The organism is Klebsiella sp. F11 (genome assembly GCF_056712265.1).
This window is the reverse complement of sequence record NZ_CM160060.1, coordinates 4,795,393-4,809,317: the sequence shown is the minus strand read 5'-3', so window position 1 is coordinate 4,809,317 and position 13,925 is coordinate 4,795,393. Positions and strand designations below refer to the sequence as shown.

15 protein-coding genes are annotated in these 13,925 nt (G+C 64.4%); 4 read left to right on the top strand and 11 right to left on the bottom strand.

From position 1 onward, the window contains the following. Positions 1-5: 5 nt before the first annotated feature. The 7 genes from hpaI to AC1M2H_RS23620 all read right to left on the bottom strand — a co-directional run bounded on the left by hpaI (position 6) and on the right by AC1M2H_RS23620 (position 5,797). Positions 6-794 (bottom strand): 4-hydroxy-2-oxoheptanedioate aldolase, encoded by a 789-nt coding sequence (gene hpaI / locus AC1M2H_RS23650; RefSeq protein ID WP_480149298.1) that lies wholly within the window; start codon positions 792-794, stop codon positions 6-8. Between the two features lie 10 nt (positions 795-804). After that, a complete protein-coding gene (gene hpaH, locus AC1M2H_RS23645; protein ID WP_480149296.1) occupies positions 805-1,608 on the bottom strand; it encodes a 2-oxo-hept-4-ene-1,7-dioate hydratase in 804 nt (267 codons plus the stop codon). 73 nt (positions 1,609-1,681) lie between these two features. Next, positions 1,682-2,062, bottom strand: a complete 381-nt coding sequence (locus AC1M2H_RS23640) for a 5-carboxymethyl-2-hydroxymuconate Delta-isomerase (RefSeq protein ID WP_480149295.1) — start codon at positions 2,060-2,062, stop codon at positions 1,682-1,684. Positions 2,063-2,072: 10 nt separating this feature from the next. Next, complete coding sequence (hpaD, locus tag AC1M2H_RS23635) at positions 2,073-2,930, bottom strand: 3,4-dihydroxyphenylacetate 2,3-dioxygenase (RefSeq protein WP_480149294.1); 858 nt, start codon at positions 2,928-2,930, stop codon at positions 2,073-2,075. Positions 2,931-2,940: 10 nt separating this feature from the next. After that, entirely contained in the window at positions 2,941-4,407 is a 1,467-nt protein-coding gene (gene hpaE, locus AC1M2H_RS23630) for a 5-carboxymethyl-2-hydroxymuconate semialdehyde dehydrogenase (protein ID WP_480149293.1), read from the bottom strand. Then, positions 4,404-5,168 carry a fumarylacetoacetate hydrolase family protein gene (locus AC1M2H_RS23625; protein ID WP_480149292.1) on the bottom strand — a complete coding sequence of 255 codons (765 nt, stop codon included), beginning with the start codon at positions 5,166-5,168 and terminating at the stop codon, positions 4,404-4,406. Before AC1M2H_RS23625 ends, hpaE begins: the two co-directional genes overlap by 4 nt. Then, entirely contained in the window at positions 5,165-5,797 is a 633-nt protein-coding gene (locus AC1M2H_RS23620; RefSeq protein ID WP_480149291.1) for a fumarylacetoacetate hydrolase family protein, read from the bottom strand. Before AC1M2H_RS23620 ends, AC1M2H_RS23625 begins: the two co-directional genes overlap by 4 nt. 289 nt (positions 5,798-6,086) lie before the next feature. On the opposite strand from AC1M2H_RS23620, the gene hpaR reads away from it, so the two are divergent. Continuing rightward, on the top strand, positions 6,087-6,536 hold the full coding sequence (gene hpaR, locus AC1M2H_RS23615; RefSeq protein WP_480149290.1) for a homoprotocatechuate degradation operon regulator HpaR: 450 nt from the start codon (positions 6,087-6,089) through the stop codon (positions 6,534-6,536). A gap of 1 nt (position 6,537) precedes the next feature. On the opposite strand, the gene AC1M2H_RS23610 is transcribed toward hpaR, so the two are convergent. The 4 genes from AC1M2H_RS23610 to AC1M2H_RS23595 are packed head-to-tail and all read right to left on the bottom strand — an operon-like array spanning position 6,538 to position 10,097. Then, on the bottom strand, positions 6,538-7,803 hold the full coding sequence (locus AC1M2H_RS23610; protein WP_480149289.1) for an FAD-dependent oxidoreductase: 1,266 nt from the start codon (positions 7,801-7,803) through the stop codon (positions 6,538-6,540). Next, on the bottom strand, positions 7,784-8,044 hold the full coding sequence (locus tag AC1M2H_RS23605; protein WP_045860148.1) for a (2Fe-2S)-binding protein: 261 nt from the start codon (positions 8,042-8,044) through the stop codon (positions 7,784-7,786). Before AC1M2H_RS23605 ends, AC1M2H_RS23610 begins: the two co-directional genes overlap by 20 nt. After that, positions 8,044-9,153, bottom strand: coding sequence for an NAD(P)/FAD-dependent oxidoreductase (locus AC1M2H_RS23600; protein ID WP_480149288.1), 1,110 nt, complete (start codon positions 9,151-9,153; stop codon positions 8,044-8,046). Before AC1M2H_RS23600 ends, AC1M2H_RS23605 begins: the two co-directional genes overlap by 1 nt. Then, the gene (locus AC1M2H_RS23595; RefSeq protein WP_480149287.1) at positions 9,150-10,097 is read right to left on the bottom strand and encodes a 4-hydroxyproline epimerase; all 948 of its coding nucleotides are present in this window, start codon (positions 10,095-10,097) and stop codon (positions 9,150-9,152) included. The genes AC1M2H_RS23600 and AC1M2H_RS23595 overlap by 4 nt, the downstream gene beginning before the upstream one ends. Positions 10,098-10,407: 310 nt before the next feature. Between AC1M2H_RS23595 and AC1M2H_RS23590 the strand changes: the two genes are divergently transcribed. The 3 genes from AC1M2H_RS23590 (at position 10,408) to AC1M2H_RS23580 (ending at position 13,922) form a co-directional block, all read left to right on the top strand. Further along, a complete protein-coding gene (locus AC1M2H_RS23590; RefSeq protein ID WP_480149286.1) occupies positions 10,408-11,235 on the top strand; it encodes a helix-turn-helix domain-containing protein in 828 nt (275 codons plus the stop codon). Between the two features lie 150 nt (positions 11,236-11,385). Beyond that, on the top strand, positions 11,386-12,306 hold the full coding sequence (locus tag AC1M2H_RS23585) for a dihydrodipicolinate synthase family protein (RefSeq protein WP_480149285.1): 921 nt from the start codon (positions 11,386-11,388) through the stop codon (positions 12,304-12,306). Between the two features lie 14 nt (positions 12,307-12,320). Next, positions 12,321-13,922 carry an aldehyde dehydrogenase (NADP(+)) gene (locus AC1M2H_RS23580; protein ID WP_480152023.1) on the top strand — a complete coding sequence of 534 codons (1,602 nt, stop codon included), beginning with the start codon at positions 12,321-12,323 and terminating at the stop codon, positions 13,920-13,922. The last annotated feature ends 3 nt before the right edge of the window (positions 13,923-13,925 follow it).

Below are 13,925 nucleotides of genomic sequence, written 5' to 3'. Positions count from 1 at the left end.
TGGCGTTAATAGACGCCGGACTGGGCCGCGCTTCCGCCGGCGCCAAAACGCCCGGCTAAGGCTTCGGCGGCGCGGGCGAGCAGGGTGGTGTCGACGCCGACGGCGACGAACAGCGCGCCGAGCTCGAGATAGCGTTTTGCCAGCTGCTCGTTGGCCATCAGAATGCCCGGCGCTTTGCCCGCCTGCCGGATTTGCACGATGGCGCTTTCAATTGCCGCCTGCACTTGCGGATGCTGCGGATTGCCGCCGAAGCCCATATCGGCGCTGAGATCCGCCGGGCCGATAAACACGCCGTCCACCCCCTCGACCTCGAGGATCTGCGGCAGGTTTTTCAGCGCCTCGCGGGTCTCAATCTGCACCAGCACGCACATGGCGTCGTTGGCCAGGTGGAGATAGTCCGGGATGCGGTTCCAGCGTGAAGCGCGGGCCAGGGCGCTGCCGACGCCGCGGATACCTGCCGGCGGATAGCGGGTGGCTTTCACCGCCAGCCGCGCTTCTTCGGCGTTCTGCACCATCGGCACCAGCAGGGTTTGCGCCCCGACGTCCAGCAGCTGCTTAATCTGTACCGGGTCATTCCACGAAGGGCGAACCACCGGCTGGCTGGCGTAGGGCGCCACCGCCTGCAGCTGGGTCAGCACCGTTTGCACGTTATTCGGCGCGTGTTCGCCGTCAATCAGCAGCCAGCCGAATCCGGCGCCGGCCAGCAGCTCGGCGCTGTAGCTGCTGCAGAGTCCCAGCCACAGGCCGATTTGCGGGCGCCCGGCCTGCAGCGCATCTTTAAAGGCATTATTCATCTTCTTTCCCCTACGCAAAGCGGCAGCTAATCGCGCCCATGCGGCCGTAATCGACGTGGAAGGTATCGCCTTTGCACGCCGCCACCGGACGGGTAAACGAGCCGCCGAGGATAATTTGCCCGGCCTCCAGCTGCACGTCGTGCGCCGCCAGCTTGTTCGCCAGCCAGGCCACGCCGTTGGCCGGGTGATTCAGCACCCCGGCGGCCACGCCGGTCTCTTCGATGACCCCGTTGCGGTACAGCAGGGCGGAGATCCAGCGCAGATCCAGCTCATCGGGCTTAACCGGCCGGCCGCCGAGGATCACCCCGGCGTTGGCGGCGTTATCGGAGATGGTGTCGAACACCTTGCGCGGGCGCTGGGTTTCAGGATCGACGTTGTGGCAGCGGGCGTCGATCAGCTCCAGCGCCGGGATCACGTAGTCGGTGGCGTTATAGACGTCGAACAGCGTGCAGTTCGGGCCGCGCAGCGGTTTGGCCAGCACGAAGGCCAGCTCGACCTCGATGCGCGGCACGATGAAACGGTCGGTGGGAATATCGCCGCCGTCGTGGAAAAACATATCATCGAGCAGCGCGCCGTAGTCCGGTTCGCTAATCTGCGAGCTGGCCTGCATCGCCTTCGAGGTCAGGCCAATCTTATGGCCCTTCAGCACCCGGCCTTCGGCAATTTTCAGCTCGACCCACTCGCGCTGAATGGCGTAGGCGTCCTCGATGGTGATTGAGGGATAGTCGAGCGAGATGGCGCGGATCTGTTCACGCTGCTTTTCGGCCTGGTTCAGCCGCCGGGCGATCAGGGTGCGGGTCTGTTTATCGAGCATAGGGATTCCTGTGACATTGCCTGCGAATGTGTACTATCGGGTCTTCGGCGCTGCGCCCGCCGGATGACGTCAATTATTTAAACAGCGCGTGGACGTTGTTCTGCTTGTAGTTCAGGGTTGGGTGCAGCTCCTCAATCTCAAACGACAGCGCCAGGTAGCGGCTCTCCATCAGCGCGGCGAAGTGCGCCTTTATCAGGGCGAAGAGCATCTCTCCCGTCTCCTGGCGGCTTTCGAGGCTGCGCCCGCTGCCGATTTTCAGCGTCATATGCACGAAGGCGTAATCGTGCCTGCCGTCGGCCATCTGCCAGGTATCCAGCCAGATGGCGCGGCTGCGGATGCCGCCGATCGGGAAAATACCGGTGGCGGCCAGCGCCTGATTGACCTCGGCGAACAGGCCCGGTAGGTCGGCCTGTTCGCGGATGTTGTCCGTACACTCGGCGATAAAATGTGGCATCGCGGACCCCTTACGCCTGAGCCGGCAGCGGGAAGACGGCGTTGACCTGGCCGGTGCCGGAGCTGGCGAACAGGTCGGTGATAAACTCGACCTTGCCGTCGTATTTATCCCAGCCGAGCACCCCGAGCAGCATCACCGTGTCGTGCATATTGCCCTCGCCGTAGCAGTAGTCGGCGTACTCCGGCAGCATGGTGCAGAACTCTTTGAATTTGCCTTCGCGCCATAGCTTCACCACCCGCTCATCCATCTGATGGTCAAACTCGCGGGTGTAGCTGTTCATCCCCTCTTCGGCGCGCTGGTCGTCGATAAAGCGGTGCGAAAGCGAGCCGCTGGCGAGGACCGCCACGGTACCGTCATATTTTGCAATTGCTTTGACGATGGCTTCCCCCAGCCTGCGGCTGTCGGCGAAGTCGTGGACGGTGCAAAAGGCGGAGATCGACACCACTTTGAAATGTTTATCGCTGTTCATATAGCGCATCGGCACCAGGGTGCCGTACTCCAGCTTGAGGCTCGGGATGTTGTGCGCCTTGGCGCGCACGCCCAGTTTGACCGCTTCATCGGCAATCAGCTGGCCCAGCTCCGGGTTGCCGTCGTAGTCGTAGGTCATGTCGCGAATAAAGTGCGGCAGCTCGTTGCTGGTATAGACGCCCTTAAAATGGTCGGCGCAGTTAATGTGGTAGGCGCTGTTCACCAGCCAGTGGGTATCGAAAACGATAATCGTATCGACGCCCATTTCGCGGCACCGTTTACCGATCTCCTTATGGCCGTCGATCGCCGACTGGCGGCAGCCGTGGTTTTTCCCCGGCAGCTCGGAGAGATACATCGAAGGTACGTGAGTAATCTTGGCGGCTAACGCTAATTTGCCCATTTTGTGCTCCTTATAAGCCCCATTTCGGGATCGGATGGTCACCCATGGAAATACAGACGTTTTTCATTTCGGCGAACACCTCGAAGCTGTACTCGCCGCCTTCGCGGCCGGTGCCGGAGGCCTTCACGCCGCCGAACGGCTGGCGCAGGTCGCGGACGTTCTGGGTATTGACGAAGACCATGCCTGCTTCAATCCCGCGCGCGAGGCGCAGGATCTTGCTGACGTCCTGGGTCCAGATATAGGAGGCCAGGCCGTATTCGATATCGTTGGCGAGGCGCAGGCCTTCGGCTTCGTCTTTAAACGGCAGCAGGCAGGCCACCGGGCCAAAAATCTCTTCCTGGGCCACCCGCATGCGGTTATCGACGTCCGCCAGCACCGTCGGGCGCAGGAAGTTGCCGCCTCGAAGATGCGCCGGCAGGTCGGCGGGCTTATCCGGGCCGCCGGCCAGCTGGGTGGCGCCTTCTTCGATGCCGAGGCGGATATAGCCGGAGACTTTTTCCCAGTGCTGCTGGCTGATCAGCGCCCCGACCTGGGTGTTGGGATCGGTCGGGTCGCCGACGCGCAGGCGGCCGGCGCGTTCGGCGAAGCGCTTGACGAACTCCGGGTAAATGCTCTGCTGAATGAAGATGCGCGAGCCGGCGGTGCAGCGTTCGCCGTTGATCGAGAAGATGGTGAACAGGGCGGCATCCAGCGCGCGCTCGATATCGGCATCTTCAAAAATCAGCACCGGCGATTTACCGCCCAGCTCCATCGAGTACTTTTTCAGCCCGGCGTTTTTCATGATGTTGCGCCCGGTGGCGGTGCCGCCGGTAAACGACACCGCGCGCACGTCGTGATGGCGCACCAGCGCGTCGCCGGCGCTGGCGCCGTAACCCTGCACCACGTTCAGCACCCCTGGCGGAATACCGGCTTCCAGCGCCAGCTCGCCGAGACGGTCGGCGGTGAGCGGCGACAGCTCGGACATTTTCAGCACCGCGGTGTTGCCCAGCGCCAGGCACGGCGCCACCTTCCAGGTGGCGGTCATAAACGGCACGTTCCACGGCGACACCAGCGCGCAGACGCCCACCGGCTGCACGAGGGTGTAGTTGAGCATCTTGTCGTCAACCGGATAGGTCTTACCGTTCATCTGCTGGCACACTTCGGCGAAGAACTCGAAGTTGTGTGAGGCGCGCGGGATCAGCACGTTTTTGGTCTGGTGGATCGGCAGGCCGGTATCGGCGGTCTCCATCGCGGCGATCTGCGGGACGTTCTGGTCGATCAGATCGCCCAGCCGGCGCATCAGGCGCGCGCGCTCCTTCATCGGCAGGTTGGCCCATTTCGGGAACGCCGCTTTGGCCGCCGCGACCGCCTGATTCACCTCGGCCTCGCCGCCGGAGGCGACCTCTGCCAGCACTTCGCCGGTGGCCGGGTTGGTGGTGTGGAAGTATTCCGCGCTTGCCACGCTTTCGCCGTTGATCCAGTGGTTAATTTTTTTCATGACAGCTTCTCCTCATAAGCTTGCTGGCTGATGATGCGGTTGACCAGACGGCCCACGCCCTCGACTTCGACGATCACTTCGTCACCCGGCACTACGTCGGACAGCCCCTTCGGCGTGCCGGTGGCGATCATGTCGCCGGGCTGCAGGGTCATAAACTCGCTCAGGTACGCGATCAGGAACGGGATGCTGAAGATCAGATCGGCGGTGGTGCCCTGCTGGCGCAGCTCGCCGTTGACCCAGGTGCGCAGGGTCAGGTTGTGTGGGTCGGGGACCGTTTCTTTGCTGACGATCCACGGGCCGATGGGGGTCAGGGTGTCGCGGCTTTTGACCCGCAGATTCGGCCGGTAGTAGTTCTCGAGATAGTCGCGGATGGCGTAGTCGTTGCAGACCGTATAGCCGGCGACGTACTCCAGGGCGTCGGCCTCGCTGACCCTGCGCGCGGTTTTGCCTATCACCACCACCAGCTCGGCTTCGTAATGCATATATTCGACGTTATCCGGACGCACCGACTCCTGGCGATGGCCGAGGAAGGTGTTCGGCGCTTTGATAAACACCAGCGGCTCTTCCGGCGGCTTGAATTCCAGCTCGCTGGCGTGGTCGGCGTAGTTCAGCCCCAGCGCGAACAGGGTGCCGTCGGCGGGCGGCAGCCAGCGGAACTCCCCCTCCTGCAGCCGGGTGCCGTCGTCGAGAATGACCTGCTCGCGATCGTCGACCTGTACGCTGCGTACCTGTCCCTGCCACTCAATACGTGCCTGTTTCATGCCGGCTCTCCTTCTGCGACGACCGGGTTTTCCAGCGCCGGGAAGCCCTCGGCGAGAATGCGTACGCGATCGCCGGGGTGCAGCGTGACGCGGGCGTGCGGGGTGCCGATCAGAATGGCATCGCCGGAAGTAAGGGTGGCGAACTCGCTCAGGGCGCTCAGCAGCTCGGCGGCGCCGCGCTGCAGGTCGGCGGTGTTCCAGCTATCCGCTTCGCGACCGTTGATTTCGGTGATGATGGTCAGGTTATCGACGCTCCGTACCGGGGCGAGGGCGCCCAGCGGACAAAAACCGTCGCGGCATTTGGCCTTGATCGCCGGGCGGTAAAAGCTCTCTTCCGGCAGGCTGACGTCGTTGGCCAGCGCGTAGCCGGCGATGCAGGAGGCGGCCTCTTCGACGGAGACGTCGCGGGCGGTTTTGCCGACGATCAGCGCTACGGTGGCGCCGCTCTGCACGATTTCCCCCTGCGGGTAAGGGATCGCGTCGCCGCTGCCGATAACGGTATTGCGCGGTTTGATAAACCAGACCGCGGTCTGCGGCGGCGTTTTGTACGGGGCCTGTTGGAACGCTTCGCGCCAGGCGGCGATCTGGCTGGCGTGGTTAAGCGCAACGGCGAAGATGGTACCTTTCATTCACCACTCCTCTGGGACTGATTTCGGAAGCTTAAGGGATTTCATTAATATGTTAATGATTACCTTTTATTCCTTGCGGTAGGGTTTGGCAAACAGAAGTGAATGTTTTGTGATCGGATTAACATTAAATTTACAAAAATGAAATTTAATTGTTTATAATCAAACTGTTAATTTTTAATTCTGAAAAGGCTGGTACTTTTCAGCAGCAGAAACCGGTTGCGTCATCGGCAAATAAGCGCTAGTTATTAACTTGTTAATAGATTCTGAAATACGATGTAGAGGGTATGTGATGCATGATTCGTTAACTATTGCGCTGTTGCAGGCGCGGGAAGCGGCGATGGGCTATTTCCGGCCGATCGTCAAACGCCATAATCTCACCGAGCAGCAGTGGCGTATTGTGCGCATCCTTGCCGAAAGCCCGTCGATGGATTTCCACGATCTCGCCTTCCGCGCCTGCATTTTGCGCCCGAGCCTGACCGGTATTTTGACCCGCATGGAGCGCGGCGGCCTGGTGCTGCGCTTAAAGCCGGTCAGCGATCAGCGCAAGCTGTACGTTTCGCTGACGGCGGAAGGGACAAAGCTGTATCAAAGCGCCCAGGCTCAGGTTGAAGAGGCCTATCGGCTGATCGAAGAGGAGTTTACCAGCGAAAAAATGCGTCAGCTGACCGCGCTGCTGGAGGAGTTTATCGCGCTCGGCAACCGCAACGGCGCCGCGCGCGACGATCGGCAGGAGGAGTAGGTCAGCGCTCGCCGCTCTCCTGGGCGAGGGCGATAAGCGTTTCCGCCCGCGCGGGGGAGAGCGGCTCGCGCGGCGCGACCAGCGGCCAGCCGTACAGCCAGCGGGCCGTGGTCGCGCAGGTTTTCCCCTGGCAGGAGCCCATGCCGCAGCGCAGCGCCAGCTTTGCCTGCTGCCAGCCCTCGGCGTTCGCCACCTCGCCGCAGCGGACGTCTTCGCAGCGGCACAGCAGGCTCTCCGGCGTGGCGAGGGTTTTCAGGCTCTCCGGCAGGATAAACGCCCGCCTGACGGCGTCGGCAAAGCGCTGCCAGCGCGCGCGGCGGGTGAAGAGGGCCCGCGCCCGATCGCCGGCATCCGCCGCCGCAAAGCCGGCAATCTCCCCTTCGGCCAGCGCCAGCTCGCTGCCGCCGAAGCCGGTGCACTCTCCGGCGGCATACACGTCCGCGACGCTGGTTTGCTGCCAGCAATCAACCTGCACCGCCTCATCCACAATGGCGCAGCCAAAAAACAGCGCGCTCTCGAGGCTCGGCACCAGGCCGTAGCCAATTGCCAGCCGATCGCACGCCAGCGTACGCTCGACGCCGCGCCGGCGGATCGTCACCGCTTCAAGACGCGTTTTGCCGTGGGCGCGAATAACATGGCTGCCGCTCAGGTAGCGCCGCGGGGCGAGGCTGGCGAGCTGGCGCAGCTTTTCCGGCCAGCGCCACAGCCGGCTGCCGAAGCGCATCAGGGCGGAGAGCGGCGCCTGCTCGACAATCTGCACTATCTCGCCGCCGCTTTTTTTCACCGTCTCGGCCACCGCCAGCAGCAGCGGACCGCTGCCGGCCACCACGACCCGCTCGCCGTTTTTCAGCGCCAGGCCGTGCTTGATCTGCGCCTGCAGGCCGCCTGCCGCCGTTACGCCGGGCAGCGTCCAGCCGGGAAACGGCAGCGACAGCTCGCGCGCCCCGCAGCACAGAATCAGCTTCTGCCATTCGACGATCCCGCACGCCCCGGCGGTTTCAAACATCACGCTGCGCTCGGTCGGTCGGGCGATGAGGCGGGCGCCGCTGAGCAGGGTGATATTTTCAGCCGCGGCGACGGCTTCGCGATAGCGCCGCGCCGGGGCCGGGAGCTTGACCTGCGGCCCGTCGCGCCAGATCTGCCCACCGGGGCGCGGGTTGTCATCAAGCACGATCGTTCGCTTACCGCAGGAGGCGGCGGCCAGCGCGGCGGCGAGGCCGGCAGGGCCCGCCCCGAGAATCAGCACCTCACAGCGTAGCGTTTGCATGGCGACTCCTTTCAATGTTCATTCCCGGCAGGCACAGCGTCTGGCAGGCCAGCACCCGACGGCCGTTGGCGGTCACCCGGCACTCCTGGCAGACTCCCATACCGCAAAACGGCGCGCGCGGATCGCCGCCGACGGCAATTCGCGTCGTGGGGTCGGCGGTGAGCGCCAGCGCGGCGGCGATGCTGATCCCCGCCGGCACTTCGAGGCTGGCGCCTTCAATGATTATCTGGATCGTAGGCATCAGGCGATGGCCTCCTGTTTCCGCAGGCGAGCGGGCAGCCAGGCGTCGGGGGCCAGCGCCGTACGTTCGCCCGTCAGCTGGGCGCAGAGGAGCTCCGCGCTGGCGGGGGCGGTGGTCACGCCGAGCCCCTCGTGGCCCAGCGCCAGCCACAGGCCGCGGCGCGACGGGTGAGGGCCAATCAGCGGATTGCCGTCCTGCGACGCGGCGCGAAAGCCGCTCCAGCAGCGGATGATATTCAGCTCGCCGAGGGTCGGCAGAAACTGCCGCGCGCGGCCCAGCATCTGCGCCAGCAGGGGTAAATTCAGCTGGCGATCGGTGGTATCAAACTGGCGGGAAGAGCCGATCAGCAGCTGTCCGGTGGGCCGCGGCTGGACGTTAAAGGCCACCGAGGTGCCGCTGCCGTGGGCGCTGGCGCCGTAGCCGAGCTCGACCAACTGATGCCGGAGCAGCGGGCCGTAGCGATCGGTAATCGCCAGCTGGCCCTTTTTCGCCCGCAGCCAGCTTTCTCCCAGCAGCGTGTTGGCATCAAGGCCGCAGGCGACCACGATAGCCGGCGCCCGCAGCCGCCTGCCGCTGGTCAGGGTCACCGTCGGCTCCTCCAGCGTTTGGGCGGCTTCCCGCAGATGGGTCAGCCCGGCGCCGGCGTCGGCGATAAACCAGCGGGCGGCGTTGGGGGCATAGACGATTCCGTCGCCGGGAACCCACAACCCGCCCGGCAGGCCCGCGCGCAGCAGGGGCTCGCGCTGCGCCAGCTGCTCCGCGCTCTGCATCTGCGTGATGACCTGATACTCCACCATCCGCCGCTGCTTTTCCCGGGCGATCTCCAGCTCCTGCGTCGTTTCCGCCAGCCACAGGGTGCCGCAGCCGCGCCAGGCGCAGCTCTCCGGCATGCGCGGCGTGATTGCGCGCCAGCGCTCGAGCGACCAGGCGGAGAGGGCCAGCTCGGCGGGGTTATCATCCATGCACACCAGGTGGCCCATTCCGGCGGCGGTCGCCCCCGGCTGGCCGCTGTCGATCAGGGTGACCTTTTGGCCGCGCTTTGCCAGCCGCCAGGCGCAGGCTGCGCCGACGATCCCCGCGCCGATGACTATGACGTCGCTGCCGCTCACGGCACGATCCCCCAGCGGAAGGGATCGTCAGGATTGAGGATCAGGCGATTATCGCCGCATACCCAGGCTTCGCCGCGAATGGTCGGGATAATGCCGACGGCCTCGCGGGCGTAGCTGGCGGTAAAGCGGCTGCCGATGATGCTGGCCTGCTGCCAGATCTCGCCGGGCCGCAGCTTGCCGTCCTCCGCCAGGCAGGCCAGCTTGGCGCTGGTTCCGGTCCCGCACGGCGAGCGATCCCACGCCCTGCCGGGGCACAGCACGAAGCTGCGGCTGTCAGCGGTTTCATCGTCGGCAAACAGCTCAACGTGGTCGATCGCGCCGCCGTCATCGCCGCGGATCCCTGCGGCCTCCAGCCCTTCGCGTACGGCCCAGGCGTATTCGGTGAGCTGGGGGATCTGCGCGGGCTCAATGCTGAAGGGGTGATCGCTAATGAGAAAGAACCAGTTGCCGCCCCAGGCGATGTCGCCGGTCACGGTGCCGAAGGCGGTTTCCACGCCGATCCCCTTTTTCCAGCGTCGGGCCGGAACGTTCTCCACCGACACGCTGCCGTCTTCATGCAGCGTCGCGCTCACGTCGCCGACCGGGGTCTCAATCAGGTGCCTGCCCGGCCTAATGCGGCCCAGCCACGCCAGCGAGGCGATAAGGCCGATCGTGCCGTGGCCGCACATATTCAGGAAGCCGGCGTTGTTGAAGAAGATCACCCCGGCGGTGGCGGCCGGCGAAACCGGCTCGCACAGCAGCGCGCCCACCAGCACGTCGCTGCCGCGCGGCTCGAGGATAATCGCCTGACGCCAGCGGTCGAATTCGGCGGCAAAGCGCTCGCGACGTTCCGCCATGCTGCCCTGGCCGAGATCCGGAAAACCGTCAACGATCAGGCGGGTTGGCTCGCCGCCGGTATGTGAATCAATGGCCCTCAGTTCAGCGGGCCGGCGTGGCGCGGTCATGAATCTCTCCGGTGGTTAATAAGATGTTTCACAATGCTGGCGCAAGAGGCCGCCTCCCGCTTGAGCGCTTTCATCAGGCGAAGTGACGAAATCAGCACAGTCAGCGGCGGAACTATCCGTTGAAATTCATAATTATTTCTTATTAATCATTCCATTAACGATGTGGTAAACCGAAAGGCGCAATAACGCCAGCCGGCTATTCGGCAGAAAACTTAAACCGCCGCCAGGATCGCAAAACGCGCTGCTGCCGCTTGATGTGTTAATAAAAGGTGAATAAATATCCTCCCGTTACCCGCCATGAGGAAGCGTTATGTTGTGTGTTACCGAGGCTGCTCCGGCATGCGAGCCGGTGGATGAAACGGGCCTGGCCGTGGACGAGCTGAGCCAGATTTGCGAAGGGCTGGCGCGCCAGCGTCCGGAGAATATGCCGGCGCTGCTCAACGCGCTGGCGCTGATTGCCCCTCTGCTGAACGCCATTCCCAACGTCGTGTTTTTTATTAAAGACCACCAGGCGCGCTATCTGCTGGCCAACCTGACGCTGGCCCGCCGCTGCGGGTTTAAAACCGTCTCGATGCTGCTGGGCAAAACCTCGGCCGACGTCTTTCCCTCGGCGCTCGGCCAGGGCTACACCGAGCAGGATCTGCGGGTTCTGCGCGAAGGGGTGATGCTGCGCGACCAGCTGGAGATGCACCTTTACAACGGCCGCGAACGCGGCTGGTGCCTGACGCAGAAGCTGGCGCTGCGCGATATTCACGGGCAGGTGATCGGGATGGCCGGGATCTCGCACGATCTGCAGGAGGCCCACGCCCGCCACCCGGCGTGGCAGCGGCTGGCGATCGTCGACGATCATATCCGGCGCCACTATCATCGGCCGATCGCCATGGATGAGCTGACCGCGCTCAGCGGCATGTCGGTGGCGCAGATCGAACGCTACTGTAAGCGAATCTTTCACCTCACTCCGCGGCAGATGATCCATAAGGTCCGGCTCGAAAAAGCCACCGAGCTGCTGGCGGGAGATACGCCGATTACCGACATTGCGCTGCAGTGCGGCTATACCGATCACAGCGCCTTCAGCCGTCAGTTTAAGGCGATGACCGGCTCAACTCCCCGCGATTTCCGCATAACCCTGGCGGGATAACCGCCGCTTCACGCTTTTGCGACTGTGCTAATTTCGTCATCGTATTGGAGGAAAACCCACAAGCCGCCGGAACCATGACGCGTCAATCTGTCAGTGAATATTCACCAATCATTCACTTTGACTTAACAAAATGACGACAAGGAACCGAGCATGAGCACAAAAGCGATTCACTGGAGCGGCGTATTTCCGGCAGTCAGCACGCAGTTTCATCGCGACTATTCTCTCGACTTAGACGCCACCCACGCGGTGATGAAAAATCTGGTGAAAGATGGCGTTTCCGGGCTGGTGGTGTGCGGCAGCGTCGGGGAAAACACCTCTCTGAGCACCCAGGAAAAGTTGCAAATTATCGAGGCGGCGAAGGACGCCGCCGGCGGCAAAATCCCGGTTCTTGCCGGCGTTGCCGAATTCACCACCGCCTTCGCCCGGACGATGGCGAAAGAGGCGGAGCGCGTGGGGGTCGACGGGATTATGGTCATGCCCGCGCTGGTCTACTCATCAAAACCGCATGAAACCGCCGCCCATTTCCGCAGCGTGGCCGCCGCCACCGACCTGCCGATTATGGTTTATAACAACCCGCCGATTTACAAAAACGACGTCACGCCGGAGATTCTCGCGACGCTGACCGACTGCGACAACATCGTCTGCTTTAAGGATTCATCGGGCGATACCCGGCGCTTTACCGACCTGCGCAACACCGTGGGCGATCGCTTCGTGCTGTTTGCCGGCCTTGACGACGTGGTGGTCGAGAGCATCGCCGTCGGCGCCGAGGGGTGGATTTCGGGGATGTCGAACGCCTTCCCGCGCGAGGGCGAGACGCTGTTCCGCCTGGCTATTCAGAAACGCTATGACGAAGCGATGGCGCTCTACCGCTGGTTTATGCCGCTGCTGCACCTCGACGCGCGTCCCGATCTGGTGCAGTGCATCAAGCTCTGCGAAGAGCTGCTGGGCCGCGGGAGCGAAGTGACCCGTCCGCCGCGCCTGGCGCTGGAAGGTGAGACCCGCCGGCAGGTGATCGCGATAGTCGAGCAGGCGATGGCGACGCGCCCCGAGCTGCCGGACGTGGGCCTTTAGGCCGAGGAGCGATGATGAGCGAAAAACAGATAACGGCGGGGCGACAGTTTATCGCCGGCCGCCGCGTAGCCAGCGGTGAAGCCACGCTGCTGAGCCTGCGGGCGGCGGATGGCGAAGCCACCGGCCACCGTTTCTATCCGGCCTCCCGCGAGGAGGCGGCGCAGGCGGCGCAGGCGGCACAGCAGGCGTTCAGCGCCTTTTCTCAGACCTCGCCCGAGCTGCGGGGGCGCTTTCTGCAGCGCGTTGCCGACGAGCTGGACGCCCTCGGGGAGGATTTTTTGGCGATTGCCCACGAGGAGACCGCGCTGCCGCTGGCGCGGCTGCAGGGGGAGCGGGCGCGCACCAGCGGCCAGCTGCGGATGTTTGCCGACCTGCTGGCCCGCGGCGATCTGTTCGGGGCGCGCATCGATACCGCGCTGGCGGAGCGCAAGCCCGCCCCGCGGCCCGACCTGCGCCAGTATCAGACCGCGATTGGCCCGGTGGCGGTGTTCGGCGCCAGCAACTTCCCGCTGGCGTTCTCCACCGCCGGCGGCGACACCGCGTCGGCGCTGGCGGCCGGCTGTCCGGTGGTGGTCAAAGCGCATCCCGGACATATGGCGACCGCCGAGCAGACGGCGCAGGCCGTGGTTCGCGCGGTGGAGGCGTGCGGCCTGCCCGGCGGCGTGTTTAACCTGATTTTTGGCACCGACATCGGCGCGGAGCTGGTGAGCCATCCGGCGATTCAGGCTGTGGGCTTTACCGGCTCGCTGGAGGGCGGACGCGCGCTCTACCAGCGGGTGCAGCAGCGCCCCCAGCCGATTCCGATGTTTGCCGAAATGTCGGCCATCAATCCGCTGATTATCCTGCCGCAGGCGCTGGCCTCCCGGGCGCCGCTGCTGGCAAAAGAGCTGGTGGCGTCGTTTACCCTCGGCGGCGGCCAGTTTTGCACCCGTCCCGGCCTGATTCTGCTGCTCAAAGGGGCGGGCAGCGAGCGCTTCAGGGCGGCCCTCTGCGAGCAGGTGCGCGCCGCCGCCGCGCAGGTGCTGTTGAATGCGCCGACGCGCGAGCACTATCGCGCGGGCGTCGCGGCGCTCGACGCCTGCCCCGGCGTGCAGCGTCTGGCCGCCGGCCAGGCCGCAGAGGGCGCCCAGGCGCAGGCCATGCTGTATCAGGCGACGGCGGAGCAGGTGATGGCCGCCGACTCTCTGCTCCAGCGCGAAATCTTTGGCCCGCTGTCGGTGCTGGTGGAGGTGGCCGATGAGGCCCAGCTGCAGGCCCTGCTGCAGAGCCTGCAGGGGCAGCTCACCGCCACGCTGCACGCGGAGGCCGACGATCGTCCGCTGGCGTCGCGCCTGCTGCCGCTGCTGAGCGAGAAGGCGGGGCGGGTGCTGTTCAACGGCTATCCCACCGGGGTGGAGGTGTGCGATGCGATGGTCCACGGCGGGCCCTGGCCGGCCACCACCGACGCACGCGGCACCTCGGTCGGCACCCGGGCGATAGAGCGCTTTCTGCGCCCGGTTTGCCTGCAGAACGCGCCCGCCGCGCTGCTGCCGCCGGCCCTGCAGGATGCGAACCCTTTAAACCTGCTGCGCCTGGTGAACGGGCAGTGGACCCGGGAAGCAATTTCCCCACTCTGATTG

Coding starts and splice junctions, on each gene's coding strand:
- AC1M2H_RS23585 (WP_480149285.1), top strand. CDS start 11,386: ATGAGCACAAAAGCGATTCACTGGAGCGGCGTATTTCCGGCAGTCAGC.
- AC1M2H_RS23640 (WP_480149295.1), bottom strand. CDS start 2,062: ATGCCACATTTTATCGCCGAGTGTACGGACAACATCCGCGAACAGGCC.
- hpaE (WP_480149293.1), bottom strand. CDS start 4,407: ATGAAAAAAATTAACCACTGGATCAACGGCGAAAGCGTGGCAAGCGCG.
- hpaH (WP_480149296.1), bottom strand. CDS start 1,608: ATGCTCGATAAACAGACCCGCACCCTGATCGCCCGGCGGCTGAACCAG.
- hpaD (WP_480149294.1), bottom strand. CDS start 2,930: ATGGGCAAATTAGCGTTAGCCGCCAAGATTACTCACGTACCTTCGATG.
- AC1M2H_RS23595 (WP_480149287.1), bottom strand. CDS start 10,097: ATGACCGCGCCACGCCGGCCCGCTGAACTGAGGGCCATTGATTCACAT.
- AC1M2H_RS23625 (WP_480149292.1), bottom strand. CDS start 5,168: ATGAAACAGGCACGTATTGAGTGGCAGGGACAGGTACGCAGCGTACAG.
- AC1M2H_RS23590 (WP_480149286.1), top strand. CDS start 10,408: ATGTTGTGTGTTACCGAGGCTGCTCCGGCATGCGAGCCGGTGGATGAA.
- hpaR (WP_480149290.1), top strand. CDS start 6,087: ATGCATGATTCGTTAACTATTGCGCTGTTGCAGGCGCGGGAAGCGGCG.
- AC1M2H_RS23610 (WP_480149289.1), bottom strand. CDS start 7,803: ATGCAAACGCTACGCTGTGAGGTGCTGATTCTCGGGGCGGGCCCTGCC.
- AC1M2H_RS23605 (WP_045860148.1), bottom strand. CDS start 8,044: ATGCCTACGATCCAGATAATCATTGAAGGCGCCAGCCTCGAAGTGCCG.
- AC1M2H_RS23580 (WP_480152023.1), top strand. CDS start 12,321: ATGAGCGAAAAACAGATAACGGCGGGGCGACAGTTTATCGCCGGCCGC.
- AC1M2H_RS23620 (WP_480149291.1), bottom strand. CDS start 5,797: ATGAAAGGTACCATCTTCGCCGTTGCGCTTAACCACGCCAGCCAGATC.
- hpaI (WP_480149298.1), bottom strand. CDS start 794: ATGAATAATGCCTTTAAAGATGCGCTGCAGGCCGGGCGCCCGCAAATC.